The 23,750-nt window shown below is 72.6% G+C and carries 24 protein-coding genes; 12 read left to right on the top strand and 12 right to left on the bottom strand.

Features of this window, described 5'->3' with window-relative positions:
* Nucleotides 1-67 precede the first annotated feature (67 nt).
* Nucleotides 68-1,270 (top strand): erythromycin esterase family protein, encoded by a 1,203-nt coding sequence (locus CLT72_RS04550; RefSeq protein WP_101409655.1) that lies wholly within the window; start codon nt 68-70, stop codon nt 1,268-1,270.
* 6 nt (nt 1,271-1,276) lie between these two features.
* Here CLT72_RS04550 and CLT72_RS04555 read toward each other — a convergent pair whose 3' ends face one another.
* Nucleotides 1,277-2,533 carry a CobW family GTP-binding protein gene (locus CLT72_RS04555; protein ID WP_101409656.1) on the bottom strand — a complete coding sequence of 419 codons (1,257 nt, stop codon included), beginning with the start codon at nt 2,531-2,533 and terminating at the stop codon, nt 1,277-1,279.
* A gap of 167 nt (nt 2,534-2,700) precedes the next feature.
* Here CLT72_RS04555 and rpmB point away from each other — a divergent pair, with 167 nt between their 5' ends.
* Genes rpmB through rpsN form a run of 3 tightly spaced genes read left to right on the top strand, consistent with a single transcriptional unit; the run spans nt 2,701 to nt 3,409 of the window.
* The gene (gene rpmB / locus CLT72_RS04560; protein ID WP_101409657.1) at nt 2,701-2,937 is read left to right on the top strand and encodes a 50S ribosomal protein L28; all 237 of its coding nucleotides are present in this window, start codon (nt 2,701-2,703) and stop codon (nt 2,935-2,937) included.
* Nucleotides 2,937-3,104, top strand: a complete 168-nt coding sequence (rpmG, locus tag CLT72_RS04565) for a 50S ribosomal protein L33 (protein WP_101409658.1) — start codon at nt 2,937-2,939, stop codon at nt 3,102-3,104. Before rpmB ends, rpmG begins: the two co-directional genes overlap by 1 nt.
* Nucleotides 3,104-3,409 (top strand): 30S ribosomal protein S14, encoded by a 306-nt coding sequence (gene rpsN, locus CLT72_RS04570; protein ID WP_101409659.1) that lies wholly within the window; start codon nt 3,104-3,106, stop codon nt 3,407-3,409. Before rpmG ends, rpsN begins: the two co-directional genes overlap by 1 nt.
* A 69-nt stretch (nt 3,410-3,478) precedes the next feature.
* Here rpsN and CLT72_RS04575 read toward each other — a convergent pair whose 3' ends face one another.
* Both CLT72_RS04575 and CLT72_RS04580 read right to left on the bottom strand, forming a co-directional pair.
* On the bottom strand, nt 3,479-4,237 hold the full coding sequence (locus CLT72_RS04575) for an SDR family NAD(P)-dependent oxidoreductase (RefSeq protein WP_101409660.1): 759 nt from the start codon (nt 4,235-4,237) through the stop codon (nt 3,479-3,481).
* Nucleotides 4,238-4,379: 142 nt separating this feature from the next.
* On the bottom strand, nt 4,380-5,087 hold the full coding sequence (locus CLT72_RS04580; RefSeq protein ID WP_101409661.1) for a hypothetical protein: 708 nt from the start codon (nt 5,085-5,087) through the stop codon (nt 4,380-4,382).
* A 268-nt stretch (nt 5,088-5,355) separates the two neighbouring features.
* Here CLT72_RS04580 and CLT72_RS04585 point away from each other — a divergent pair, with 268 nt between their 5' ends.
* Complete coding sequence (locus CLT72_RS04585) at nt 5,356-6,078, top strand: VOC family protein (RefSeq protein WP_101409662.1); 723 nt, start codon at nt 5,356-5,358, stop codon at nt 6,076-6,078.
* A gap of 70 nt (nt 6,079-6,148) precedes the next feature.
* On the opposite strand, the gene CLT72_RS04590 is transcribed toward CLT72_RS04585, so the two are convergent.
* Nucleotides 6,149-7,306: an FAD-dependent oxidoreductase gene (locus CLT72_RS04590; protein ID WP_101409663.1), complete on the bottom strand. Its 1,158-nt coding sequence runs from the start codon at nt 7,304-7,306 to the stop codon at nt 6,149-6,151.
* Nucleotides 7,307-7,406: 100 nt separating this feature from the next.
* Here CLT72_RS04590 and CLT72_RS04595 point away from each other — a divergent pair, with 100 nt between their 5' ends.
* Nucleotides 7,407-8,006, top strand: a complete 600-nt coding sequence (locus tag CLT72_RS04595) for a TetR/AcrR family transcriptional regulator (protein ID WP_101409664.1) — start codon at nt 7,407-7,409, stop codon at nt 8,004-8,006.
* 111 nt (nt 8,007-8,117) lie between these two features.
* Here CLT72_RS04595 and qcrA read toward each other — a convergent pair whose 3' ends face one another.
* Both qcrA and qcrC read right to left on the bottom strand, forming a co-directional pair.
* Entirely contained in the window at nt 8,118-9,206 is a 1,089-nt protein-coding gene (qcrA, locus tag CLT72_RS04600; protein WP_101409665.1) for a cytochrome bc1 complex Rieske iron-sulfur subunit, read from the bottom strand.
* The gene (gene qcrC, locus CLT72_RS04605; RefSeq protein WP_101409666.1) at nt 9,203-10,027 is read right to left on the bottom strand and encodes a cytochrome bc1 complex diheme cytochrome c subunit; all 825 of its coding nucleotides are present in this window, start codon (nt 10,025-10,027) and stop codon (nt 9,203-9,205) included. The genes qcrA and qcrC overlap by 4 nt, the downstream gene beginning before the upstream one ends.
* Before the next feature lie 227 nt (nt 10,028-10,254).
* Between qcrC and CLT72_RS04610 the strand changes: the two genes are divergently transcribed.
* Nucleotides 10,255-10,770, top strand: coding sequence for a DUF421 domain-containing protein (locus CLT72_RS04610; RefSeq protein WP_101409667.1), 516 nt, complete (start codon nt 10,255-10,257; stop codon nt 10,768-10,770).
* A 38-nt stretch (nt 10,771-10,808) separates the two neighbouring features.
* Here CLT72_RS04610 and CLT72_RS04615 read toward each other — a convergent pair whose 3' ends face one another.
* Entirely contained in the window at nt 10,809-11,318 is a 510-nt protein-coding gene (locus CLT72_RS04615; protein WP_350823842.1) for a MarR family winged helix-turn-helix transcriptional regulator, read from the bottom strand.
* 49 nt (nt 11,319-11,367) lie between these two features.
* Between CLT72_RS04615 and CLT72_RS04620 the strand changes: the two genes are divergently transcribed.
* Nucleotides 11,368-12,159, top strand: a complete 792-nt coding sequence (locus CLT72_RS04620) for a potassium channel family protein (RefSeq protein WP_101409669.1) — start codon at nt 11,368-11,370, stop codon at nt 12,157-12,159.
* A 45-nt stretch (nt 12,160-12,204) separates the two neighbouring features.
* Here the strand turns inward: CLT72_RS04620 and CLT72_RS04625 are convergent, their stop codons facing one another.
* Nucleotides 12,205-13,410: a DUF2254 domain-containing protein gene (locus CLT72_RS04625; protein WP_101409670.1), complete on the bottom strand. Its 1,206-nt coding sequence runs from the start codon at nt 13,408-13,410 to the stop codon at nt 12,205-12,207.
* Between the two features lie 308 nt (nt 13,411-13,718).
* On the opposite strand from CLT72_RS04625, the gene CLT72_RS04630 reads away from it, so the two are divergent.
* Nucleotides 13,719-14,951: a cation:proton antiporter domain-containing protein gene (locus CLT72_RS04630; RefSeq protein WP_101409671.1), complete on the top strand. Its 1,233-nt coding sequence runs from the start codon at nt 13,719-13,721 to the stop codon at nt 14,949-14,951.
* Here CLT72_RS04630 and CLT72_RS04635 read toward each other — a convergent pair.
* From CLT72_RS04635 to CLT72_RS04645, 3 genes are all read right to left on the bottom strand, one after another.
* Entirely contained in the window at nt 14,920-15,846 is a 927-nt protein-coding gene (locus tag CLT72_RS04635; RefSeq protein ID WP_101409672.1) for a mechanosensitive ion channel family protein, read from the bottom strand. The two genes, CLT72_RS04630 and CLT72_RS04635, sit on opposite strands and share 32 nt — an antisense overlap.
* Nucleotides 15,847-16,085: 239 nt before the next feature.
* Nucleotides 16,086-16,358, bottom strand: coding sequence for a GlsB/YeaQ/YmgE family stress response membrane protein (locus CLT72_RS04640; protein ID WP_101409673.1), 273 nt, complete (start codon nt 16,356-16,358; stop codon nt 16,086-16,088).
* Nucleotides 16,359-16,425: 67 nt separating this feature from the next.
* Nucleotides 16,426-16,857, bottom strand: coding sequence for a hypothetical protein (locus CLT72_RS04645; protein WP_144082187.1), 432 nt, complete (start codon nt 16,855-16,857; stop codon nt 16,426-16,428).
* Nucleotides 16,858-16,940: 83 nt separating this feature from the next.
* Here CLT72_RS04645 and CLT72_RS04650 point away from each other — a divergent pair, with 83 nt between their 5' ends.
* The 3 genes from CLT72_RS04650 to CLT72_RS04660 all read left to right on the top strand — a co-directional run bounded on the left by CLT72_RS04650 (nt 16,941) and on the right by CLT72_RS04660 (nt 22,182).
* Nucleotides 16,941-19,010, top strand: a complete 2,070-nt coding sequence (locus tag CLT72_RS04650; protein WP_101409675.1) for a serine/threonine-protein kinase — start codon at nt 16,941-16,943, stop codon at nt 19,008-19,010.
* Between the two features lie 341 nt (nt 19,011-19,351).
* On the top strand, nt 19,352-20,875 hold the full coding sequence (locus tag CLT72_RS04655; RefSeq protein ID WP_374208807.1) for a metallophosphoesterase family protein: 1,524 nt from the start codon (nt 19,352-19,354) through the stop codon (nt 20,873-20,875).
* A 107-nt stretch (nt 20,876-20,982) separates the two neighbouring features.
* Nucleotides 20,983-22,182 (top strand): hypothetical protein, encoded by a 1,200-nt coding sequence (locus tag CLT72_RS04660; protein WP_434089826.1) that lies wholly within the window; start codon nt 20,983-20,985, stop codon nt 22,180-22,182.
* Nucleotides 22,183-22,386: 204 nt separating this feature from the next.
* Here the strand turns inward: CLT72_RS04660 and CLT72_RS04665 are convergent, their stop codons facing one another.
* Nucleotides 22,387-23,703, bottom strand: a complete 1,317-nt coding sequence (locus CLT72_RS04665; protein WP_101409678.1) for an extracellular catalytic domain type 1 short-chain-length polyhydroxyalkanoate depolymerase — start codon at nt 23,701-23,703, stop codon at nt 22,387-22,389.
* Nucleotides 23,704-23,750: the final 47 nt, after the last annotated feature.

The following is a 23,750-nucleotide window of genomic DNA, read 5'->3' on the forward strand; positions in this document are numbered from 1 at the left end:
CCCACGGATCTCTCGCCGACATCGCGCAGAACTCTCAACCGCGTTGTTCAACGATACGGTTGAAGTCATGACTCTCGCTGTCCAGGACACCGCCCACGCCGTCGACGCGGCCAACGTCATGAGGCTGCTGCCGACGCGGCCACGGCTGCTCGCCCTGGGCGAGCCCACCCACGGCGAGCACGTCCTGCTCGACCTGCGCAACGAGCTCTTCCGGCAACTCGTCGAGCGGGAGGGCTACCGCACGATCGCGATCGAGAGCGACTGCGTGACGGGCCTGGTCGTGGACGACTTCGTCACCTCGGGCGCCGGAAGCCTCGACGAGGCCATGGCGCGCGGCTTCAGCCACGGGTGGGGCGCCTTCCCGGCCAACCGTGAGCTGGTGCGCTGGATGCGCGCGTACAACGACGGGCGGCCCGCGGCCGAGCGGCTGCGGTTCGCCGGGTTCGACGGTCCGCTGGAGATCACCGGCGCCGCGAGCCCCCGGCGCGCCCTCTCGGCGCTGCACGCCTACCTCGCCGCCCGGGTCGACACCGGCCTGCTTCCCTGCACCGCGGACACGCTCGACCGCCTGCTCGGCGCCGACGACGGATGGACCAGTCCCGCCGCCATGATGGACCCGGCCGAATCCGTGGGGCAGACGCCCGAGGCCAGGCAACTGCGGCTGCTCGCCGACGACCTGGTGGCGCTGCTCGACGCGCAGACGCCGCAGCTGATCGCCGCGTCCTCGCGGGACGACTGGGACCGGGCGCGGCTGTACGGGCGCACCGCCACCGGGCTGCTGCGCTACCACTTCTGGATGGCCGACACCTCGCCGAGCCGCCTGGCGCGGCTGCTCGGCGTGCGGGACTCGATGATGGCCGCCAACCTGCTCGCCGTCGCCCAGCGGGGCCCGGCGCTGGTCAACGCGCACAACGGCCACCTCCAGCGGCACCGCGGCAGGATGCGGATGGGGGGCCTGCCGCTGGAATGGTGGAGCGCCGGCGCGATCGTCGACGCCCACCTGGGGGAGGCGTACGCCTTCCTGGCCACGGCCCTCGGCACGATCCGCCACCACGGCGTGGACGCCCCACCCCCGGACACCGTCGAGGGGATGCTGTACGCGCTCCCGGACGACCGGTACGTCGTCGACGCCCGGCGACTGGTCGCCGTCCTCGGCGACGTGACGCCCCCCGCTCGCGTGTCCCCGTGGTTCGGCTACTCGCCGCTGGACCCGGCCCACCTGGGCAGCGCCGACGGGATCGTGTTCGTCAGGGACGCGCACGCCGGATAGGCGTGCCTACCCGGTGCCGAGGGGGAAGCAGCCGGCGAACGGGTCGTGGTAGGTCCGCCAGGTCTCCTCGCCGTCGGCGAGTTCCGCGTCGGTGAGCAGGCAGCCGGTGAGGGTACGGTGCAACGCGACGGGGTCGGCGTCGAGGCCGATGAAGACCAGGTGCTGGTGCCGGTCGCCGTAGTAGGGGTCCCACTCCAGGGCGGCGGCGAGCCGGCGCTGGTCGCAGACGTGCTCCCACCCGTCCTCGGGCAGGCTGACCAGCCAGTGCCCGAGCGACCCCAGCGCCAGGCCGCCGCCGGCGAACTCCCAGGCGACGACCGCGTCGGGCTGGCTGGCCAGCCAGAGGTGGCCCCGGGAGCGGATCATCTCGGCGTTGACGTCCTCCAGGACGTCGTGCAGGCGCTGCGGATGGAACGGGCGGCGGGCGCGGAACACGGCGGAGACCACGCCGCAGTCGGCCTCCGGTTCGTGCATCCCCAGCGCGAAGCCTGCCAGGCCCCGGGCGAGGACGCCGGGGGTCTCGGGGCGGTGCCGGTGGGTGTGGCGTAGCTGGCGGGTGAGCGCGTCCGCGTCGACGAGATCGTCGTCGACCCGGAAGTGGGTCGCCCAGGGCGCCATCCGCTGGAGCAGGACGGCGATCCTGCTGGTGTCGAACTCCCCGTCCCGCGACCGCCCCCAGAGCAGCAGGGTGTCGGCGTACTCGATCTGCCGGGCCACGACGTCGGCGAGCGCGCGGTGGTCGTCCTCGGCGGCCTGGATGCCGAGCGCGGCGAGGTCGTCGGTGCTGGCCAGGCCGTCGAGCAGGTGCTCGGCGTCGAGGACGGTGACGTACGAGTCGACGCGGATCAGGTCGGTGAGCGGTGCGCCGTCGACGAGGTGGTGGGCGCAGGCGGCGGCGACGGCCTCGGGCTCCACCACCTCGGGCAGCATCAGCACCAGGTCGTGACCGGGGTTGTCCCGGGCGAGCCGGGCGAGGGTGGGCAGCACGTCCTCGCGCAGCGTGCAGGAGGCGCAGCCGTGCGCCAGCGCCACCTGCTCGTCCTCGACGATGCCGGTGCCGGTGCGGACCACCCGACGGATCACGCCGCCGCGGATCCCGGTGAGGTCGTGCCGCACCAGCAGCAGCGACTCGTCGGCGGCGAGCAGCGTACGGGCGACGGCGAAGGTCGCCGCCGGCCAGAACCCGGACAGCACGGTGAGCGACGGGCGGGTGGCGGCGTCGGCTGTCACGACGTGGACCGGGGCCTGCGGGGACGACGACATCACGTTCCTCTCGACGTACTTGAAAACGATTGTCATTCTAAGCAGGCGGAGGCCGAGAGCGCGAGCCGTGGTCGGCGGGCGCCCCCCGGTGCGGACCCGGCCGAACGGCTGATGTAAAAATGAAAACCGTTGTCGTTAGTCTGACGACCGAGCGAGGAGCGATCACTGTGTCCAGACGTTGTGACGTCACCGGCGCGCAGCCGAGTTTCGGCAACGCCGTGTCCCACTCCCACCGACGCACCCGCCGCCGGTGGAACCCGAACCTGCAGAACCACCGCTACTGGCTGCCGTCGGAGCGGCGGTGGGTCAGCCTGACCCTGACGGCGAAGGCGCTGCGGACCGTCGACCGCAGGGGCGTCGAGCGGGTGGTCGCCGAGCTACGCGCCCGAGGGGTGAAGCTCTGATGGCCCGGCAGACCGACCTGCGCCCGATCGTGCGGCTGCGCAGCACCGCCGGCACCGGCTACACGTACGTCACCCGCAAGAACCGCCGCAACGATCCGGACCGCCTCGTGCTGCGCAAGTACGACCCGGTCGTACGCCGGCACGTCGAGTTCCGCGAGGCGCGCTGATGGCCCGTCGGAGCCTCGGCCACCGGCAGGCCCGCCGCGAGATCCTCGTCGCCCGGCACGCCGAGGCCAGGGGCGAGCTGAAGCGGACGGTCAGCCACCCGGACACCGACCCGGACGTACGCGCCGAGGCGGCGCGCCGACTCAGTCGCCTGCCCCGGGACTCCAGCCCCGTACGACTGCGCTCCCGCGACCAGATCGACGGCCGCCCGCGCGGGGTGCTGTCCCGGTTCGGGCTGTCCCGGGTGCGGTTCCGCGAGCTGGCCCTGCGCGGCGAGCTGCCCGGGGTGCGCAAGGCGTCGTGGTGACGTCGCCGCGCCCCGCCCGAACGTAGGCAGCCCCGCCGGCCGGCCGACACCCGGCCGGCGGGGGCCGCGTCAGGAGGTCCAACCTCCGTCGGAGGTGATGGTCGCGCCGTTGACGTTGACCGCCTCCGGCGAGCCCAGCCAGCAGATCAGGGTGGAGACCTCGGCGGGCACGGCCATCCGGGTGGTGCGGCCGAACGACTTCTCCAGCCGCTGGTACGCCCACGGGACCTTCGGCGCGGCGGTGCGGCCGATGTTGGTCTCCACGCCCGCCGGGCAGACGGCGTTGGCGCGGATGCCGTCCTCGGCGTACAGGTTGGCGATGGAGCGGGTCAGGCCGATGAGCCCGTGCTTGGAGGCGACGTAGGCGGTGCCGGCGACCGCACCGGTGAGCCCGCCGATGGACGAGACGTTGACGACCGCGCCCGAGCCCTGGGCCTTCATCAGGGGCAGCACGGCCCGGCACAGCCGCATGGGCCCGGTGAGGTTGACCGCCAGGACGTGCTCCCAGGTGTCGTCGTCGAGCTCGGTGACGGGCAGGAAGTGGTCCATGGTGCCGGCGACGTTGGCCAGCAGGTCGACCCGCCGCTCGGGCAGCGCGTCGATGAGCGCGTCGACGTCGGCCTGCCGGGTGATGTCGGCGGTGACCGTGGTCGCGGTGTACCCGTCCTTCTCGATCAGCTCCACGGTCGAGGCGAGGCCGGCGGCGTCGATGTCGCAGGCGAGCACCGTGGCTCCCTCCGCCGCGAGTTGGCGGGCCACCGCCTGGCCGATACCCGATCCGGCCCCGGTGACCACCGCGACCCGCCCGGCGTAACGCTGCTCGTTCATGGCTCAATCTCCGTCCGACCTCGGAACTCTCCTCTTCATGATCGTCGGCGGGCGCACCGGCGCGCAGAGTCGAAGGTCCCGTGACCTGGCGGAACCCGCCATCGCGGTCCGCCGATGCCGTCGGTTGCCAGGGCGGCGGCGCTCACTCGCCCGGACCGGGGGGTGCGGCGCCGTTGTCGACGAAGTCGAACGTCAGGCCCTCGCCGGCGTCGCCCTCGCCCACCGGTTGGGCGGTGAGCCCCTCCCGGTCCGTCGCGCGCAGGTGGAGCCTGCCCTCGCCGCTGATGGTGTAGGTCGGGCGGCCCTCGCTCTTCTCCTTCGTCTTCTCGATGGTGAACAGTTGACCGGCTCGGCGGGTGTCGCAGGCGGCGGCCACGACCGTCGCCGGGGCGCTGCCGTTGTCGCGCAGACCCATGCAGTCGGGTTCGGCGCCGTTGTGCGCCTTCGCGGTCCGGATCTGGTAACGGTTGCCGTCGGCGGGCAGCAACACGAACAGGCTCTTGTCCGTGTCGCCGTCGGTCAGGTCCAGTCGACCCTTGGCATCGACGGCCAGGATCGACTCGAACGACCCGACCGGCCGCAGCACGATCTGCCGTTCGCCCCGCAGGATGGGGTCCGCGTCGCCGGTCGCGCCGGGCGCGGGCGTCCGTGAGTCGGACGTCGGCGCGGCGCCGGTGGGCGAGGGCGCGGCCCCGCTGGAGGGTGCCGACGTCGACGGCGAGGCGGTGGGCTCGCCGGCCGTGGGTTCGGCGCTGGTGCAGGCTGGCATGGACGCGGCGACACCGACGGCCAGCGCGGCCGCGACGGCGGTGCGGCGGACGGCCGTGGAAGGGGACGACAGGTTCGGCATGGCCAGCTCCTTAAGTCGATCTTCATGAGCCTAATCGGCTGCCGCTCCCCGCGCAGAGGTCGTACCGCCGCAGGGGGATGTGGTGCGGTGCCGCTGCCGCGCGGCGCCGACACAAGGGGCTGGCCCGGACCGTCACGACGGGCTGTCGGCCGGTGCGGCGGCGGAATACTCGGCTGCGGACGGCGCCGGCGTGCCCCTATGCTCCCGATCGACCCGGCCGGGGGTCCACCCTCGGCGGAGGCCGATCGGCGATCGGAGATGGGCAGCCATGACATGTCACCTGTTCGCGATCAGCTTCGCCGCGCACGAACCTTTGCCACTCGCGCGGTTCTGGTCGGGGGTCCTGGGCCGGGACCTGGCCGACGACCCGTACGACGGTGTCGCGCTCCTGCCCGGTGACGACACGGCATTCCGGATCCGCTTCCTGCCGACCCGGGAACCGAAGGTCGGCCAGAACCGGATGCACTTCGACCTGACGAGCGCCTCCCCACGGGAGCAGCAGCAGACGGTGGCCAGGGCGCTGGAGTTCGGCGCACGGCACATCGACGTCGGCCAGCGCCCGGAAGAGGGGCACGTGGTGCTCGCCGACCCCGGGGGCAACGAGTTCTGCGTCATCGAGCCGGGCAACAACTTCCTGGCCGGCTGCGGATTCGTCGGCGCGCTGGCGTGCGACGGCTCGCAGGAGGTCGGCTACTTCTGGAGCGAGGCGCTCGGGTGGCCGCTGGTCTGGGACCAGGACCAGGAGACGGCGATCCAGTCGCCGCTCGGCGGTCCGAAGATCACCTGGGGCGGCCCGCCGCTGATGCCGAGGACCGGCAGGCAACGGCTGCACTTCGACCTCGCGCCGCCCGCCGGCGGCGATCTCCAAACGGAGGTCGACCGCCTGCTCTCCCTCGGGGCGACCCGGGTCGACATCGGCCAGGGCGAGGTCGACTGGGCGGTGCTGGCCGATCCCGACGGCAACGAGTTCTGCGTGTTGCCGCCCCGGTAGCCGGCCGCGCGGAACCTGGCCGATGCCGAGCCGGTGGCCTAGGTGCTCGTCGCGCGCGTCCGGCCTGGCGTCACCGGCTCGTGCGTTCGATGCCGCGCCGGACGAGACCGCGGATGCCCGGCAGCGTGATCGCTCGCATCGTCACGTCGCCCATCCACACGTGGAACCGGCTGGGCGGCGCGTACTGGAGCATTCCCCGGCGGGCGAGCGCCTGTCGCCTGGTGACCTCCGGCCGCAGGCCGGCCTCCCACCCGGCCAGGGCCGCCGGGACGTCGTCGTCGTGCCGGCGCAGGGCTGCGCCGAGCTGGTCGGCGCCGGCGAGGGCGAGGGCCGCGCCGTGTCCGGCGAAGAGGGTGACGCACCAGGCCGCGTCGCCGAGCAGCACGATCCGGCCGGTGCTCCAGCGCGGCATGACCACCTGGCTGACCGCGTCGAAGTAGGCGTCGGACGGGTCCCTGTCGAGCTGGCGGAGCGCGTCCGGCACGCCCGCGCCCAGGTCGCCGAACGTCTCGGCGAGCGCGGCCGCCGGCCCGCGCCGTAGCTGCGCGGGCGGATCCGGGCACCGGTACGTGAAGAACGCCGACGACCGTCGCGGGCCGAGGTTGATGATCGCCGCCGTGCGTCCCGGGCCGATGAACGTCGTGGCGGACGACTCCGGTACGCCCGCCACGGGACCGGCGAGCGGGAACGCGGCCACCACGTACGGCAGGTCGACCCGGAACCCCGGGCCGAACGCCGCCGTACGGGTCGCGGAGTGGACCCCGTCGGCCCCGACGAGCAGGTCGGCGTCCTGCGTGCTGCCGTCGCTCAGCGTGACCCGTACCCGGTCGGCGTCCTGGTCGACGGACGTGACCGTGGTGCCGAAGCGGAACCGGGTGCGCTTGCGCACCGCCTCGTACAGGGCCGTCTCCAGGTCGCCCCGGAACACCGTCATGGTCCGCTCGCCGAGGGCGGCCTCGGCGACGGCCGACGGCACGGTGAACTTGGGCCGCCCGTCGGCCCGGACCAGCACGGTGGTGAACAGACCCAGTTGCCGCGCGGACAGCGCGGGGAGCAGGCCGAGGCGCTCGGCGGCGTCGTAGCCCGGCCCGAGCAGGTTCACCAGGTAGCCGCCGCTGCGGCGGGCCGGGGCGCGCTCCACCACGACCGTGCGCCATCCGTCGCGCTCCAGACGCAGGGCCGTGGCCAGTCCGGCGATGCCGGCGCCGACGATCACCGCGTGCTTCATCCGGGCTCCTCGCGTCGAGAATGAGCATATGCTCAAACCAGTATGAGCGTTTGCTCATACTGGCGCAACGCCGGCCCCGCAGGGCGCCTAGAATTCGGGCATGCCACGCGGAGTCGCCACCCCCGAGCCCCGGCAGCAGCTCTTCGCCGCCGTCGAGCGGGTGATCGCGCAGGACGGGCCCGGGCGCCTCACCGGCCGTGCCGTGACCCGCCAGGCCGGGGTCGCCACCGGGCTGCTGTACGCGCACTTCGCGAACTTCGACGACTTCCTGGTCGGCTACGCGGTCGACCGGACCTTCCAGATCGCCGGCGAGGTGGCGGCCCTGGCGGGGCGCGCGGGGACCGGCACGGTCGCCGGGAACCTCAGCGACGCCGTCCTGGCGGTGCCGGCGGGCGCGCTGCTGGCCCTGACCCGGCTGACGGCCCACCGGCCGGAACTGACGGCGGGCGTCGAAGCGGTGCTGGGCACCGGGAACGCCGGGCTGCGGACGATCGAACGCGCGAGCGCCGACTACCTGGCCGCCGAGCTGCGACTGGGGCGGCTGCCCGCCGGCGTCGACACCGAGGCGCTGGGCCTGGCGGTGGCCGGCGTGCTGCACCACGTCGTGCTCACCTGCGGCACCGGCCCGACGGCGCACGTCCTGATCCGTCGCGCCGTGACCGCGCTGGTCGGTGGCTTCCCGGCCGTCGCGGCGCCCTGACCGGTGGCGTGGCATGCCGGTCGACGTCCACCGAGACGGGCCGTAGCCGCACGATTCCCACTCGTCGCGGCCGCCGGCCTCCGGGAGCGGGTGGCCGGTGGCGCTGCGTGGTCAGGGGCGTTCCCAGAAGTCGGGGCCGATGGGTTCCTGGTAGTCGGAGGTGGCGACGAAGAAGCCCTCGTCGTCGACCTCGATGGGGAGCTGGGGTAGGGGCCGGCTGGCGGGGCCGAAGATGGGTCTGGCGTTGTCGGTGATGAGGAACTGCGACTGGTGGCAGGGGCAGAGCAGGCGGTTGGTCTGCTGTTCGTAGAGGCTGGCGGGGCAGCCGGCGTGGGTGCAGATCTTGGAATAGGCGATGTAGCCGCCCCACATCCAGTCCTGCTTGCCGGCCTGTTCGTTGTTCTCGCGTGCCCGCAGGGCGTCCTGGGCCCGCAGGTGGATGAGCAGGGTGACCGAGTCGGCGTACTGGTTGCTGACACCGTGCGGGATGCCGGGGAAGACGGTGACCTGCCCGCCGGGGAGCAGGTCGGCGGGGCGTACCGGCCGGCCGTCCTCGCGGACCAGCCGCACGCGGGTGACGGCGCCCTGGTCGTCTGCGGGGGCGAAGCCGGTGCGGAACAGCTGGTCGTCCTTGTGGGGGTCGGCGATGAGCCCGCCGACGAGGGGCGCGGCGGCGACCGCGCCGAGGGGCACGAGGCCCGCGAGCAGCGAGACACCCAACAGCGGGCGACGCTTCACACCGATCTCGTCGACCATGTAGAGCATGGTCTGTCCGGTGACGGCGCGGTCGTCGGCGGAGACCGCACCTTCGTGCCGGTCCTGGATGGACACCTCCTTGGGCAACAGCTTCTTGCCCCACACGAGGACCCCGAACCCGATGCCCAGCAGGGCGACGCCCATCGTCGTCCCGAGCAGCGGAGTGTAGTACTCCTCGATCTCGCCGAGGAGCTGGTAGCGCCACGGCCACCAGATGAACACGACCAGGAACGCGGTGGCGGCGAGTCCCGCGACGAGGAAGAGCACCGCGACGGTACGGACCAGTCGGCGCTCGGCCTTGGAGCCGGCGGCGACCTGGGGCTCGTAGTGCACGATCTCGATGTCGTCACGCCGTGCGCCCTCGCGTACGACCGCGAAGCGGGACAACGACCGGTCCGCGACGTCGACCGGCTCCCGGCTCTGCTGGGCGCGGTGCCCGGTCACGACTTGCCCGCGATCCAGAGGCTCGCGAACACCAGCGCGACGATCCCGACCAGGAAGACCGCCAGCCCTTCGGTGGACGGGCCGTAGCGGCCGAGGTTGAACCCGCCGGGATCGTTGTCGGTCTGGATCACCTGCTGGATGTAGGCGATCAGGTCGGCCTTCTGCTCGGGCGTCAGGGTGCTGTCGCCGAAGACCGGCATGTTCTGCGGGCCGCTGAGCATGGCGGCGTAGATGATCCGGTCGCTGGCGGGATAGAGGCTGGGGGCGTACTTGCCGGAGGAGAGCGCCCCGCCACCGCCGCCGAAGGCGTGGCACTGCGAGCAGTTGACCCGGAACAACTCGCCCCCGCGGGCCAGGTTGGCCTCGTCGACCAGGGCGTCGACGTTGTCCGGCACCACGGGCCCCACCCCGAGGGAGTCGATGTAGGCGGCGAGCTGGCGGACCTGTTCGTCGGTGTACAGCGGCGGTTTGCGCTGCGCCTGAGCCTCCTGGCGGGCCAGCGGCATCCGGCCGGTGCCGACCTGGAACTCGACCGACGCGCCACCGACGTTGATCAGGCTGGGTCCGCGTCCCTCGACCCCTCCGGCGCTGCGACCGTGGCAGGTGATGCAGCCGACCTCGAACAACGCCTCGCCCTCGGCCGCCGCGGCGCTCGACCGTGGCTCCTCCTGCGCCTGGGCGGCCGGCGCGAACAGCGCGTAGGTACCCCCGGCCAGGACGAGCGCGGTGACCAGCCGCGCGATGCCGGCGGCTCGTCGCCGGGCTCGGCTGCGGCGGGCAGGTACCCCCGGTCGGGTGAACCCGGGGTGTGAGTCGTGCATGGCGTCCTCTGCTCTCCAGAGCCGTTCGGTGCGCGGCTTTTGCACCTATTCAAGGTATATGGCTCTGCGACAGGTGTACCGAAGTTCGTCGCGCAGGTTCGGCAAGGCGGGCACCACGCCGTCGGTGTCCCGCAGGCCGGTCCGCGTACCCCTCGGCTCCTGCGCGCGTGGAGGCGAGCCGTCGGTTCGGCCGCGTGCGAGGCGGGCATCGCGGGTACCGCGCTGAGATGGTGCTGAAGAACCCCGCCGACCTGCTGCGTCTACTCGTCATCGCGGTGATCGTCTATCCGGCGCTGGTGTTGCTCCTGCGGCTGTCCGGCAAGCGGACCCTGTCCAAGCTCAACGCGTTCGACCTCGTGGTCACCGTGGCGTTGGGTTCCACCCTCGCCACGATCCTCCTGTCGCGTGACGTCTCCCTGGTGGAGGGCATCCTCGCGCTGGTGTTGCTGGTGGCGTTGCAGTACGTGGTCGCGCTGCTCGGCGTGCGCTGGCCGCCGTCACAGCGGCTGATCAAGGCGCGACCGACCATGCTGCTGCGTGACGGGCAGATGCGTCACGCCACGATGCGCCGCGTCCGGGTCGCCGAGAGCGAGATCCGGCAGGCCGCTCGCAGCCAGGGCGCCGGTGATCTCCACGGCCTCGCGGCGGTGGTGTTGGAGACCGATGGCAGTCTGAGCGTCATCCCGCGGTCACAGCGGGGCGACGGCAGCAGCCTCGCCGACGTCGTCGACCATGCCGGGTAGCGGGCGGGCCGCTCGGTGGGAGTGCGCCGAGGCCGCCGCTAGGGCGCCACGGCGCAACGCTCCCAGCGCTGCCACCACTGTTCCTCCGTGGGCTCGTCGGCTGCGATCACCAACGAGGTGATGAGCTCGGCGGCCGTCCGCGGACTGGTGGCGACGGCTCGCACCAGGCGCCGGATCTCCTCGGTCCGGTGCCGCATGACATCGCCGACCAGTGTCTTGCCAGCCTCCGTGAGCGTGAGCAGGGCGACCCGCCGGTCCGTGGGCCGGTGGTGCCGGGCCACCAGGTCCCGGCGCACCAGACGGTCGCAGGTCCTCGTCGCCGTGGACGGGTGCACGTGCAGCGCGGCCGCCAGGTCCACCGTGCGCAGCGGGCCTCGGGAGGCCAGGACGACCAGGGTCCGGTACTGCGACAGGGTGACCTCGACATCCAGGGTCGCCAGCGTCCGGGCGGTGATTCCCACCAGGGCGCGACTGAGGGCCGAGAGCCCGTCGATCAGCTCCTCGCCGCCGAGAGTCGACCGGGTATCGCTTTCCGCGTAAAGTCCCACCCGGCAATGATTGCATGTATACACGCAAAACTTCGGGGTGGAACCGGTCATGCAGGCGAGAAACCACACGCGTCCCGCTGATCGGGCGACGAGCTGGGAGCGCCGGACGGCGCTCCCGCTGACAGTCCTGTCGGTGATCTTCCTGGTCGTCTACGCGGCACCGATCCTCCGACCCGACCTGGGGGCGCCCTGGCAGCGGACCTGCGAGGTCGCCACGGTTCTCATCTGGTTGACGTTCTGGGCCGACTTCCTGGTGCGCCTGAGGCTGACCGACCACCGGCGGCGGTTCCTGCGGGGCCACCTGTTCGACCTGGCCGTACTGGTGCTGCCCGTCCTCCGGCCGCTGCGGGCGCTGCGACTGGTCACCGTGGTGCTGACGCTCAGCCGGAGGACGGAGACGTGGGCCCGCGGTCGGCTGGCGATCTATGTCGGCGTGACCACCTTGCTGCTCGTACTGGTTTCCGCGCTGGCCGTGCTCGACGCCGAGCAGTCCGCCACGGACGCCAACATCGTCTCGTTCGACGACGCTCTCTGGTGGGCGGCCGTGACCATCACCACCGTCGGCTACGGGGACCACTATCCGGTCACCGACGCCGGACGGTTCGTGGCTCTGGGGCTCATGGTCGGAGGGATCGGCCTGATCGGTTTCGTCACGGGCTCGCTGGCCACCTGGATCGTGGAGCGGGTCTCCGACAAGGGGCAGGCGGCTGCGGCGACGAGCGAGGACATCGCCGTCCTCCGCGCCGAGATCGCGGCCCTGCGCGAGCAACTCGTCCCGCCGGCGCCACGGGCCGGCGACGAACCGCAGCGGCGGGGCGAGGCGTCCCAACCCTCCCGCTGACCACGTTCGCGCGCGACGCTCGTGCGAGCGGTGCGCCATCGGCTGTCAGTAGCTGCTGCGGGCTGCCGGCGACATCCGGCACACGATCGCCGCCCGGTGCGCGGGAAGCGCGACGGTCGCCAGGTCGCGCAGGACAGCGTCCAGCAGCCGCGCGACGCGCGGCTGCTGACCGGCCACGAGTCGGATGTCGTCGACGACCATGGCCAGTAGGAGGTCGTACCGGACCCCGTCCACCCGGACGCGCACGGTGCTGTCGTCGTCCCGGACGACGTGGACGGGGTCGGGGCGGGTGGCGAGTCGGCGCAGGAGGTCGTGCGCCTCCTGCACGGCGCGCACGGCGGTGGTCACGTCGTTGACGGCCGGGGACAGCGCGCGTTCGGCGATGTCGGCCAACTGTCGGAAGCCGAATCCGACGTCCTGGCCCGGGGTGCGCTCCATGCCGATGGTCACTCCCTGGCCGGCCTCGTCGTTCGGTACCGGGCGACCCGTTGCGCCGACCACCCGGTGGACGCGCACCAGCGGTGCCCCCTCGACGACGAAGTCACCCGGGGCGGGAACGACGGTGATGGCGCAGTCGTACTCGCGTGCCAGGCGAGCGAGCAGGGGGAGGTCGACGTTGCTGACCATCCCGGGGGCCGGGGCCGGCACGGTCTGCGTGACCTCGCCGTGCACCATCGCCTCCGGCTCGTCCGGCGCGGGTAGGCGGGCGATCGATCGCCGTGTCTGGGCGCCGATCGAGGCGATGATGTGCGACACCCTCATCACCGTGGTGATGTGGTGCAGGTAGTAGATGAAGATGCCGGTGCTGGCCAGGACGAGCGACATCGACACCGCGAGCGACAGTTCCGGGAACCGCTCCCCGTCCCGGGCCGGCAGCGCCGCGAGCACCACCATCGCGAACAGGAAGGTGGCGACGAACGTACCGAGCGTCGCCTGGATGATCCGATCCTGGAGGAACGTCCGGAGGACCCGCGGCGTGTACTGACTGCTGGCCAGTTGCAGGGCCACGACCGTGATGGAGAAGACCAGCGCGGTGAAGGAGATCATCGCCGTGATGATCGACGACAGCAGCGATCGGGCACCCGCGGGATTGCTGGGCAGGATCCCCTCGACGGGAAGGTCCAGCTGCAGCTCCAGCATCGAAAGGCCGACGGCCACTGCCACCGCGCCCACGGCGAACATCCCCGGCACCAGCCAGAAGCTCTCCCGCACTTCGGCGAGCCGCGCGGACAGGGTGCGGGGCCGGCTCACGATGACCAGCTCCTCGACGGCACACCCCCATCGTGGCGTACGACGGAACGTGGCGCTCCTCGTCCGTCGACCCGGGGGCACGGGCACGGTGCTTCCGACACGCTGGTCGGCTCGGCGCTGGCCGGCCCGGAACCGGCGGGATCAGTCGCCGGTGCTCCGCCGCTGGGGGCCGTGACCCGTACCTTCCGGGCGAGCAGTGCCGTGCGACCGGGCCCGCCGCCTGCCCGGCCTGCGTCGCTGTCAGACCCGGTTCGACGCGACCGTCCGCGAAGGGTGTGAGGCGGACACGAAGGGGGTAGCGCCGCGGGATGGACCCGCTTCACCTCAGCTACGCCCTGGTCGGCGTCCTGGGTGTGCTGCTGGCCTTCTGGTCCAGCGCCATCCGTCAGGTACCGGTCAGTGAGCCTCTGCTCGCGCTGCTGCTGGGCGTACTGGTAGGTCCGGTCCTCGGGCTGATCGACCTGCCCCACCGCCAGGCGTCCGTACTGACCCTGGAGGCGAGCCGGGTCCTGCTGGCCATCTCGCTGATGGCCGTCGCGCTGCGCTTTCCGCTGTCGGATTACCGCTCGGCGATTCGCCCCATCGGTGTGCTCCTCGCCGTCGCGATGGCGGGTATGGCCGTGGTCGGCGCGGGTCTGGCCTGGCTCGTCCTCGGCCTTCCGGTGGCCCTGGCCGTGCTGCTGGGTGCCTGTCTGACGCCGACCGACCCGGTCCTCGCCTCCAGCATCGTCTCGGGCGGGCCTGCCGAACGGCAGCTGCCGGCTCGGCTACGTCAGGTGATCAGTGGCGAATCGGGTGCCAACGACGGGCTCGCCTTCGTGTTCGTCGTGCTCGCGCTGTCCGCCGTGGGGTCCGGATCTTTCGCCGGGCGGCTCGGCACGGCGGTGTGGGGGGTGGTGGGAGCCGTGGTGGTCGGCCTGGCGGTCGGCTACGCCGCCGGCCGGGCCGTCATGACGGCCGAGGGTCGGGAGGACGTGGACGACGGCTCCCTGCTGATCTTCACGGTCATGCTGGGCATCGCGGCACTGGGAGTCGCCCGCGTGGCGCGCACGGACGGCGTCCTCGCGGTGTTCGCCGCCGGTCTGGCCTACAACGCGGTGATCGGCGACCGGTCGCGTGCATCCGAGCAGAGGCTCGACGACGCGCTCACCCGCTATCTGGTGCTGCCGTTGTTCTTCCTGCTCGGCGTCGAGGTGCCGTGGCGCGACTGGGTCGACCTGGGCTGGCCCCTGGCGGCCTTCGTGGTCGCGGTGCTGGTGTTGCGTCGCCTGCCGGTGGTGCTCGCGCTGAAGCGCGTACTGGGGATGCCCCTGCGAAGCGTGGTGTTCCTGGGCTGGTTCGGGCCGATCGGCGTGTCGGCGCTGTTCTATCTCACCCACAGCCAGGAGGAGGGAGCCCGGGATCCCCGGCTGTGGGCGGCCGGCAGCCTGGTGGTGGTCGCGAGCACTGTGGTGCACGGCGTCACCGCCACGCCGGGCCGTCGCTGGTACGCCCACCGGTCGGCGACCGTCACCGACCGCCATCCGGGGCGGCGCCGGTAGCCGAGGACTGCGGCGGGTGGACGGTGATGTCCTGGGTCACCGACGCCACCCGGATGCCGTTCTCGGCGAACCGGTCCAGCACCCGCCGGGTGACCTGGTCCTTCACCTGTCGTGCGGCGCGCACCGGCACCACGAACCGCGCCGACAGCTCGACCCAGTTGGGGGTGGCGCGGATGAAGACGCGGGGATCGACCTCCGCGTCGGCGACCGGGTAGCGGTGACGCATCTGCTCGATGGCGCCGCGCGCCTCGACCGTCGAGGAGACGTTCTCCGCCTCCTCGCACAGGATGCGCTCCGCCAGGTGCCAGTCCGCCTCGTAGGGGACGGGCAGGGTCAACTCCTCCCACAGATGGTCCAGCACGGTGCTGCTGTTGTAGACCGGTGCGCTGAACACGAAGCGGTTCGACAGGGAGACCACACGTCCCGTGTACTGGCGGCCGCGGATCCAGGATTCCGGGTCGGAGGAGGAGCCGCTTTCCAGGATGCGGATACGCAGCGGGGTGATGTCCAGGACGTCGCCGCGGACCCCGCACATCTGTATCCGGTCACCGACGCGAAACTGCCGGCCGGTGAGGATGCTGACCCACCCGGCGAACGCGCCGATGACCTCCCGCATGGCCAGCGCGAGACCGGCGGCGAGCAGGCCGAAGACCACACCGACCCGGCCGGCGAACGGCCGCCACAGCAGTGCCAGCGCGAACAGCAACGCCACGACGGTCAGGTAGTGCACCGCCTTGCGCAGGTAGTAACGGTTGGTCGTGTCGTGCACCCGGAGGGTGGCCAGGCGGCCGGCCAGGGGGGCGAGCACGATGGCCAGCACGATCAGGACGACGCTGGTCACGAGGCGGCCGCCCACGCTGCTGGTGTCCCAGACAGCCTCCAGGAACCGGTCCATGCTGCTTGCCCATCGTCCTCGGTGGCGAGCGGCGCACGCGCGTCCGTCGCGTCGCCTCCACCATAGGCAGCCGTCGGCGGCGAGATACCGGAATGCGCGTGGTAGGGAAGAGCCGGTGGTCCGCCGGAGTCATGGCGGGCACCTTCGGCGGGATGGTGTGCCGCGAACGTCGGGCTGTCCGCTCGTCAGGCGACGATGACGGCCCACCGGCAGACCGGCGATCGCCGGTCCCCACCGTACTAACGGGAAGGGTGACGGCGACCGGAGAAGGTGGCGACGAGAATGACGGTGAGGCCGGCGCACCCCGCCTGGCCGACGACTCCGGGAAGGCCGACGCTGCGGGCGTCGACGCCGCCCAGCACGGCGAGGACGCTGGCGAGCAGGGCGGCGGTGACGCCCAGGACCAGTGCCAACCATCGCGGTATCGCCTCGCGTGCCGGGGCCGCGAGGCGACCCAGTGCGCCGGCGACGAGACCGACGACGATGGCGCTGACAAGGGCACCGAATGTCATCCTGCTCCTCCGTGGGAATGGCGGTCGGAACCCGGCCCGCGCGGGAGCCCGGGCCGCGTCGGAAGGATCATTGCCAGACCTTCAGATCCTGGGCCACGAGCGCCCGCCCACCTTCGAAGGCCCGGTAGGGTTCCGGGGGTCCGAGGCGGTAGCGGACGGTGAGGTCGCCGTGGGAGAACCGGATGACGGTGCCCCGCACGGTCACGAGCTGCGGCGGAGCCGGCGCCGACGGACCCATCGTCAGCACGAGCAGGGTGCCGCCGGTCAGATCCTCGTCGCGTACGACGAACGCGGTGTCGGTGATGATCCGGTCGACTGCGGCGGTCATGGTGAGCCGGTCGCCCACCTCCGCCCGGGCGACGGTGCCGGCCCGGGTGGTGGGCACCGGCTCGGGACTGGGCTGCGGGGCCGCCGGTGGGCTCGTGCAGCCACCGGCGAGTAGGGCCACCGCCGGAAGGGCCGCCAGCGCCGGACGCACCCGGCCATGCCATCCACCCATCGTGGTCCCTCCTCTCCGTCGTGCCGCATGGACAACAACTTCCCCTGCATGTGGCGGCACGACCGCAGGACGATGACGGTTGCATGACAATCTCCGCCGATGTCCGGAGGACTGCTGAGCAGGGGTTTTCAGCCACGAGCGCCGGGTACCGCCCAGCGTCGACGGAATCAACGGCGCGACCGGAGCGGAATCCCCGCCCGACCGCGTCGACGCCGTACGACGACCGGGGAGACGAACACATGCGACTCCTGCAGCAGCGTTACCGGCTCGACGAACCGGTCGGGCATGGCGGCATGGCGGTGGTCTGGCGCGGGTTCGACCTGCGGCTTCAGCGCACGGTGGCGGTGAAGATGCTCTCCGCGGAGTTGCTGGACGACCCGGCTGCGCGTGGGCGGCTACGCGGTGAGGCGCTCGCTGCGGCAAGCCTCGACCATCCACACGTCGCCGGCGTCTACGACTACGGCGAGCAGCGGCGCCTGGGCAGGGGGCGGGCACCGTTCCTCGTCATGGAGTTCGTCGACGGAGAGACCCTGGCCGCCTGTCTGCGCCGGTCGGGACGGATGCCCTGGCGCGAGGTCGCCCGGGTGGGCGCCGCCGTGGCGGACGCCCTCGCCGCCGCGCACGCCCTCGGACTCGTCCACCGCGACGTCAAACCCGGCAACGTGATGCTCGGTTCCCGGGGGATCAAGGTCGTCGACTTCGGCATCGCCGCAGGTGTCGGCCAGGACTCCGCCGACGAGGGGGAACTCATCTGGGGTACGCCGGCATACCTGGCTCCGGAACAGGCGGCCGGTGCCACGGCGGCGCCAGCCGGCGACATCTTCGCCCTGGGCCTGGTGCTGGCCGAGTGTGTCAGCGGGCAGAGTCCCGCCGAGCTGCGGCGCGGCCGGGGTGCTGCCGAGGTCCCGTCCGTTCCCGGACTGCCGGACGAGGTGGCCGACCTGGTGGGGCGTTGCCTGTCGTCGGAGGCGGGTCGCCGGCCGGAGGCCGCCCAGGTGGCAGCCGCCCTCCGGGACGCCACCGGAGTGGAGGCGGTGTCCGTGCGGCCTGGGAACCTGGTGTCCGACCCGCCGGCGGCCACCGGATCGACCCGTGAGTTCACCGGTGGTCCGAGAACTCCGGCTCGCACCGGGGACACGCGGCCCGGGACAGTGCCGGTACCAGGCCCTGCACGTCTGCGCGGCCTCCGTTCCCGGGCCGCCGTCGGCGTGCCGGCGGTCCTGCTCGCCGCGGTACTCGTCGGCCAGTTGCCGGGCCTCACCGCGCTCGACGATGCCGCGGACAGCGGCAGCGGCAGCGCCGATCCGCAGTCCGGCGGCTGCGCCGCACGGTACACCGCCCACCAGATGGCGGACGGAAGCTTCCGTGCCGACCTGGCCGTCACGAACATCGGGGGGCAGTGGCTGCGTGACTGGTCACTGGCGTTCGCGCTGCCTCCCGGCCACCGGGTGCTCACCACCGGCACGTCCTGGGATCAGGACCGCCGCCGCGTGACCCTCGCCCCGGCGAGACCGCTGGCACCCGGCGCGACCCTGGCAGCGGCGCTGCGGGGGACGGTCGAGGCCGAACGCCTGAAGGCTCCGGTCGCGTTCTCCGTCAACGGCCTGCCGTGTGACCGGGTGGTCAGCCAGATCGCGTCGCCCGTCGTCGGGTCCGCTCCGCCACCCGCCTCCGCCCCTTCGGCAGGAAAGGGTCGGTCGGCCGGTGAGACTGCCTCCACGCCGTCGCCCGCTGCCGCGCCAGGGAAGCCCACGACTCCGCAGGGCAGCGATCCGCTTCCGCTGGAGCCCGACCCGGGAGATGACCCGCAGCCGCCCGCCAGCCCGTCGGCGACCGGGGACCCTGAGGAGCCCACCACGCCTCCACCGCCCGTCGATCCCTCGCCGAGCACGGAGCCCTCGCCGAGTACCGACCCGCCACCGCTCGTCGATCCCCCGCCGAGCACCGACCCGCCACCGCCCGTCGATCCCTCGCCGAGCACCGACCCGCCGCCGAGCAGCGCCTCGGCATCGCCGCCGCCAGGCGACGGGTCCGTCCCGGGCCCCCGACCCGGCGACCCTTCCGGCACGCCGATCTCCGCCGACCCTTCCGTCGCCGGGCCCCCGGCGGGGGCGGGCGGATCCGCGGCCGGGTCACCGCCGATCGCCGTGTGACAGCAACACCGGGGCCTCGGCCGTGACGGATCGGCGGAGTGCCGTGCTCCTGCGCGCGCCGGGGACAGGCAACCGGACCTGCGGCGTCCGCCCGACGGTCGGGGCCGACAGCGGAGCTAGCCGGTCCGGGTCCCGACGGGTAGCGTGACAGCCGCAGGGATTGTTGCATGCATGCAGGTTTCGGTGGGGTCGAAGGTCCGGGCGGTCGGAAGGCGCACGTCCGGTGCGATCGCGGCCGGAGCTGTCTTGCTGCGCTTCCGGCCGTCCCCTCCTGAGCAACAGATCGGACCCCGACCGTGACCCCACACCCCGGTGCCCGTCTGTCGCGCTACCGCGACATGATGCCGACCCTGCGAGGCATCAGGACAGGTGCGTCCCGATTCGTCCGTTCCCGCTGGACCAGGCGGGCCATGACCGTGGCCGCGCTCGTGGCCGTCACCAGCGTCGGCGTCATGGTCGGTGTCCTGCTGGGTGGCAGAGGCGAGAGTGACGTCGGCCCGTTCCGGGTCGCGTTCCACGTGAGCCTCGCCGCGGACGGAGGCACCGAGGTCGCCGTGCCACCCCTGGGATCGCTCTTCCTCGACAGCCACGAGGGGCCCGCTCAGCTGACCGTCCGCCTCGACTCGCTGGACCAACGACGGACCGAGGCGCTGATCAACGATCCCGCAGCTCTCGCCCGTGCCGGGGAGACCGCACCGCAGGACCTCCGTGACGCGCTGGTGCGCCTCGGGCTGCGTACGCTCGGGGTGGCGGTCCTGGCCTCGATGCTGCTCGCCGCCGTGACCTTCCGGTCCGTCCGCCGGGTCGCCTGGTCCGGCGGCCTGGCCCTGCTGATCACCGGCGGCACCCTCGGCACCGCCGCCGCGACGCTGCGACCGCAGGCGCTGGCGGAGCCGCGCTACGAGGGACTGCTGGCCAACGCCCCCGCGTTGATCGGTGACGCCCAGCGGATCGCCGACGACTACGGCCGCTACGCCGAGCAGCTGCAACGGCTGGTGGGCAACGTCGGCAAGCTGTACGCCACCGTGTCCAGCCTGCCGATCTACCAGGCGTCCCCGGACACCACCAGGCTGCTGCACGTCTCGGACCTGCACCTCAATCCGGCCGCCTGGCCGGTGATCAAGACCGTCGTCGACCAGTACGACATCGACGCGGTGATCGACACTGGTGACATCACCGACTGGGGCAGCGAACCCGAGACCACCTACGTCTCCATGATCAGTCAGCTCGACGTGCCCTACGTCTACATCCGCGGCAACCACGACTCACCCCGCACCGCTGCCGCCGTGGCCAGCCAGCCCAACGCGGTCGTGCTCGACAACTCCGTCACGGTCGTCGCGGGGCTGAGGATCGCGGGGATCGCCGATCCCCGTTTCACTCCCGACAAGCGGGAGGAGGCCTCCGGCCCCTGGGACGAGTCGCCGACGACGGTCGAGGGCGCCGGTGAACTCCTGGCCACCACGATCCGGGCCCTGGACGCCCCCGTGGATATCGCACTGGTGCACGACCCGGCGTCCGCCCCCGCGCTCAACGGCCTCGCTCCTGTCGTGCTGGCCGGGCACACCCACCGCCGGGAGGTGACGGTGCTGCCACCGGCTGGTGAGGTGACCACGCGACTGGCGGTGCAGGGGTCCACCGGTGGGGCAGGACTGCGGGGCCTCGAAGGCGACGAGCCGACTCCGATGGCCATGTCGGTTCTCTATCTCGGCCCGGACCGTCAGCTCAAGGCGTACGACGACATCCGGGTCGGCGGCACCGGCACCGCACAGGTCAGCCTCGACCGCAAGGTGATCGAAGCTCCTCCGGTCAGCATTCCCCCGACCTCCGGCGTCCCCACCCCGGTCGTTCGTCCCGCGAACCGGTAGACGCGACACCATGGGCCTCTGCGGCCCGTGGTGGGTGCGCGTGGGTGTCGAGCCGGGCGACGGATTCGCTCATCGGTCCACGTGACTCCTAGCATCATGGCGTGCGTGTGAAGCCACTTGTCGCCCTGCTCGCCCTGACCGTCGCCGGGGCGGGCCTGCCCGCCTGCGGAAACTCCACGACCGGCGGCGACGCGGCGTCGGCCCCGGTGGCCGCGCCGGCGCCGTCCGGCACCGTCGGGGCGACCAGCCCCGCCAGCGCCCCGACAGCCCGCTCCGGCCTCGGCCGTCCCTCCGCGAGCGCGACCCCCAGGCCCGCGAGGAAGCCCGGGACGTTGAAGGCCGGCAACCCGAGGGGCGGCGCGGACGTGCCGGCGGAGGCGCGGACCGTCGACACGTCGAAGCCGACGCGGACGATCGGCGACGGCACCGCCGCCAGCTGCACCTCGGCCGCGGTGGTGAAGGCGGTGGCGGCCGGCGGCGTCATCACCTTCGACTGCGGGCCGGACCCGGTGACGATCACGATGACGGCCACCGCCAAGGTCCGCAACGCCACCGGGCCGAGGGTGGTGCTGGACGGCGGCGGCAAGGTCACCCTCAGCGGGCAGGGGCGACGGCGGATCCTCTACATGAACACCTGCGACGGCGCGCAGGGCTGGACCACCTCGCACTGCCACAACCAGGACCACCCGCGGCTCACCGTGCAGAACCTGACCTTCGCCGACGGCAACTCCAGCGGCGAGCGGACCGAGGGCGGCGGCGGTGGGGCGATCTTCGTCCGGGGCGGCCGGTTCAAGGTGGTCAACTCGCGGTTCGTGCGCAACCGCTGCGACCGTACCGGCCCCGACCTGGGCGGCGCGGCCATCCGGGTGCTCAGCCAGCACGAGAACAGACCCGTGTACGTGGTGGGCAGCACGTTCGACGGCGGCGTCTGCGCCAACGGCGGCGCGTTGAGCAGCATCGGCGTCAGTTGGGTGGTGCTGAACAGCGTCCTGACCGGCAACCGGGCGGTCGGCACCGGCGCCAACCCGGCCAGGGCCGGCACGCCGGGCGGCGGCAGCGGCGGGGCGATCTACTGCGACGGCAACGAGTTCAGCGTCCGGATCGCCGGCACGATCATCGAGGGCAACGAGGCGAACGAGGGCGGCGGGGCCGTCTTCTTCGTCAGCAACGACCGCACCGGCACCATGCGGATCGAGGACTCCACCCTGCGCCGCAACCCGAGCGACGGCTTCGAGACGCGCGGGTACCCCGGCATCTTCTTCCTGGGCGCCCGCAACCCGACGCTGACCGGCTCCACGCTGCGCTGACCCACAGGACCGGCGCCGGGCTCCCGGCCCGTCGCCGCCGCAACCGGTGCGGGCACGGCGAACGCGTACCAGCCGGCCAGCACGACGAGGCTCCGTCGGGCCACCGTCCACCGCATCCCGGGACGGTAACGACAGGGATCCGGCTGCGGTGGCGCACCGGCTGTCCGTCGGGGCGGCGCCGGGGTCGGCGCCGCCCCGGCCGGTTCAGGCGATCGTGCAGGTGACGCCGTTGAGGGTGAACGAGGCGGGTCGCCCCGTGTCGCCGGTGTGGGTGGCCTGGAAGCCCACGCTGACCGACGCGCCGGGCGCGATGGTGGCGTTGTAGGAGACGTTGCGGGCGGTGACCGCGCCGCTGGTGGGGGCGTACGTCGCGTTCCAGCCGTTGGTGATGTTCTGCCCGGCGGGCAGCGGGAAGGCCAGCGACCAGCCGTCGACCGTCGCGGTGCCGGTGTTGGTGACGGTGACGGAGGCGGTCAGCCCGGCGTTCCACGCGTTGACGGTGTAGCCGACCCGGCAGCCGCCCGGCAGCGGCGGGGGAGTGCTGGGCGGGGGAGTGCTAGGCGGCGGGGTCGTCGGGGGCGGCGTCGTGGGAGGCGGAGTCGTGGTGTCGAGGCCGAAGAAGCGGATCGCCTGCGCCGCGTCGACCGGCAGGTTGTGCGACACGCCCTGCATGCTGATCGCCTCGACCGGCGCCCGGTCGCCGCTGCCGCCGTAGCGGGTGCGGGTGTAGCCGGCCTGCGGGCTGTCGGTGTACGTCGGCGTCTGGCTCAGCCCGTGCACGTTGGTCCACTGCTTGATCTGCTCGCCGAAGTTGGGGTAGCGCAGCACCTCGTCGTTCGTCCCGTGCCACGTCTGCATGCGCGGCCGTCGCCCGGTGTATCCCGGGTAGGCGTTGCGGACCAGGTCTCCCCACTGCTGAGGGGTCCGGCTGACCTGGCCGTTGGCACACTCGCTGTTCCACTCGGAGCCGTTGGTGGTGGCGAAGCAGCCGAAGGGTACGCCGGAGAACGCCGCGCCGGCGCTGAACACGTCGGGATAGAGCCCGAGCAGGACGTTGGTCATCATGGCCCCGGACGAGATGCCGGTGGCGAAGATCCGGTCGGGGTCGACGGCGTACCGCTGCCGGACGTGGTCGACCATCGACTTGATGCCCACCGGGTCGCTGCCGCCGTCGCGGCGCAGCGCCTGTGGGGAGGAGACGTCGAAGCACTGGCTGCTGCGGGTGACCGACGGGTAGACGACGATGTAGCCGTACCGGTCGGCCAGGGCCGCGTACTGGGTGCCGGAGTACATGGCGGGGCCGGTGCCGGTGCAGTAGTGCACCGCGACCAGCAGCCCCGGCCGGGGCGCGACGGCGTCCGGCACGTACAGGTACATGCGCAGGTTGCTCGGGTTGGGGCCGAAGTTCGTCACCTCGGTCAGCGTCGCGGCGGACGCCGGCGGGGCGAGCGCCACCGCCGCCAGCGCGGTCAGCGCGGCGGCGGCCAGGGCGGCGCCCAGCAGTCGGAGTCTGGCTCTCATCAACTGTTCCTCTCCTCAGACGGCGGACAGGGCGGGGTTCCGATCGA

Source organism: Micromonospora sp. CNZ309, from assembly GCF_002846525.1.

Excerpts from the sequence above, each read along its gene's own strand:
- CLT72_RS04555 (WP_101409656.1), bottom strand. The coding sequence starts at position 2,533 with ATGTCGTCGTCCCCGCAGGCCCCGGTCCACGTCGTGACAGCCGACGCC.
- CLT72_RS04585 (WP_101409662.1), top strand. The coding sequence starts at position 5,356 with ATGACATGTCACCTGTTCGCGATCAGCTTCGCCGCGCACGAACCTTTG.
- CLT72_RS04595 (WP_101409664.1), top strand. The coding sequence starts at position 7,407 with ATGCCACGCGGAGTCGCCACCCCCGAGCCCCGGCAGCAGCTCTTCGCC.
- CLT72_RS04620 (WP_101409669.1), top strand. The coding sequence starts at position 11,368 with ATGCAGGCGAGAAACCACACGCGTCCCGCTGATCGGGCGACGAGCTGG.
- qcrC (WP_101409666.1), bottom strand. The coding sequence starts at position 10,027 with ATGCACGACTCACACCCCGGGTTCACCCGACCGGGGGTACCTGCCCGC.
- CLT72_RS04655 (WP_374208807.1), top strand. The coding sequence starts at position 19,352 with ATGCCGACCCTGCGAGGCATCAGGACAGGTGCGTCCCGATTCGTCCGT.
- CLT72_RS04580 (WP_101409661.1), bottom strand. The coding sequence starts at position 5,087 with ATGCCGAACCTGTCGTCCCCTTCCACGGCCGTCCGCCGCACCGCCGTC.
- rpsN (WP_101409659.1), top strand. The coding sequence starts at position 3,104 with ATGGCCCGTCGGAGCCTCGGCCACCGGCAGGCCCGCCGCGAGATCCTC.
- CLT72_RS04575 (WP_101409660.1), bottom strand. The coding sequence starts at position 4,237 with ATGAACGAGCAGCGTTACGCCGGGCGGGTCGCGGTGGTCACCGGGGCC.
- rpmG (WP_101409658.1), top strand. The coding sequence starts at position 2,937 with ATGGCCCGGCAGACCGACCTGCGCCCGATCGTGCGGCTGCGCAGCACC.
- CLT72_RS04640 (WP_101409673.1), bottom strand. The coding sequence starts at position 16,358 with ATGACATTCGGTGCCCTTGTCAGCGCCATCGTCGTCGGTCTCGTCGCC.
- CLT72_RS04665 (WP_101409678.1), bottom strand. The coding sequence starts at position 23,703 with ATGAGAGCCAGACTCCGACTGCTGGGCGCCGCCCTGGCCGCCGCCGCG.
- CLT72_RS04630 (WP_101409671.1), top strand. The coding sequence starts at position 13,719 with ATGGACCCGCTTCACCTCAGCTACGCCCTGGTCGGCGTCCTGGGTGTG.
- CLT72_RS04610 (WP_101409667.1), top strand. The coding sequence starts at position 10,255 with ATGGTGCTGAAGAACCCCGCCGACCTGCTGCGTCTACTCGTCATCGCG.
- CLT72_RS04635 (WP_101409672.1), bottom strand. The coding sequence starts at position 15,846 with ATGGACCGGTTCCTGGAGGCTGTCTGGGACACCAGCAGCGTGGGCGGC.
- CLT72_RS04590 (WP_101409663.1), bottom strand. The coding sequence starts at position 7,306 with ATGAAGCACGCGGTGATCGTCGGCGCCGGCATCGCCGGACTGGCCACG.
- CLT72_RS04550 (WP_101409655.1), top strand. The coding sequence starts at position 68 with ATGACTCTCGCTGTCCAGGACACCGCCCACGCCGTCGACGCGGCCAAC.
- CLT72_RS04645 (WP_144082187.1), bottom strand. The coding sequence starts at position 16,857 with ATGGGTGGATGGCATGGCCGGGTGCGTCCGGCGCTGGCGGCCCTTCCG.
- CLT72_RS04650 (WP_101409675.1), top strand. The coding sequence starts at position 16,941 with ATGACAATCTCCGCCGATGTCCGGAGGACTGCTGAGCAGGGGTTTTCA.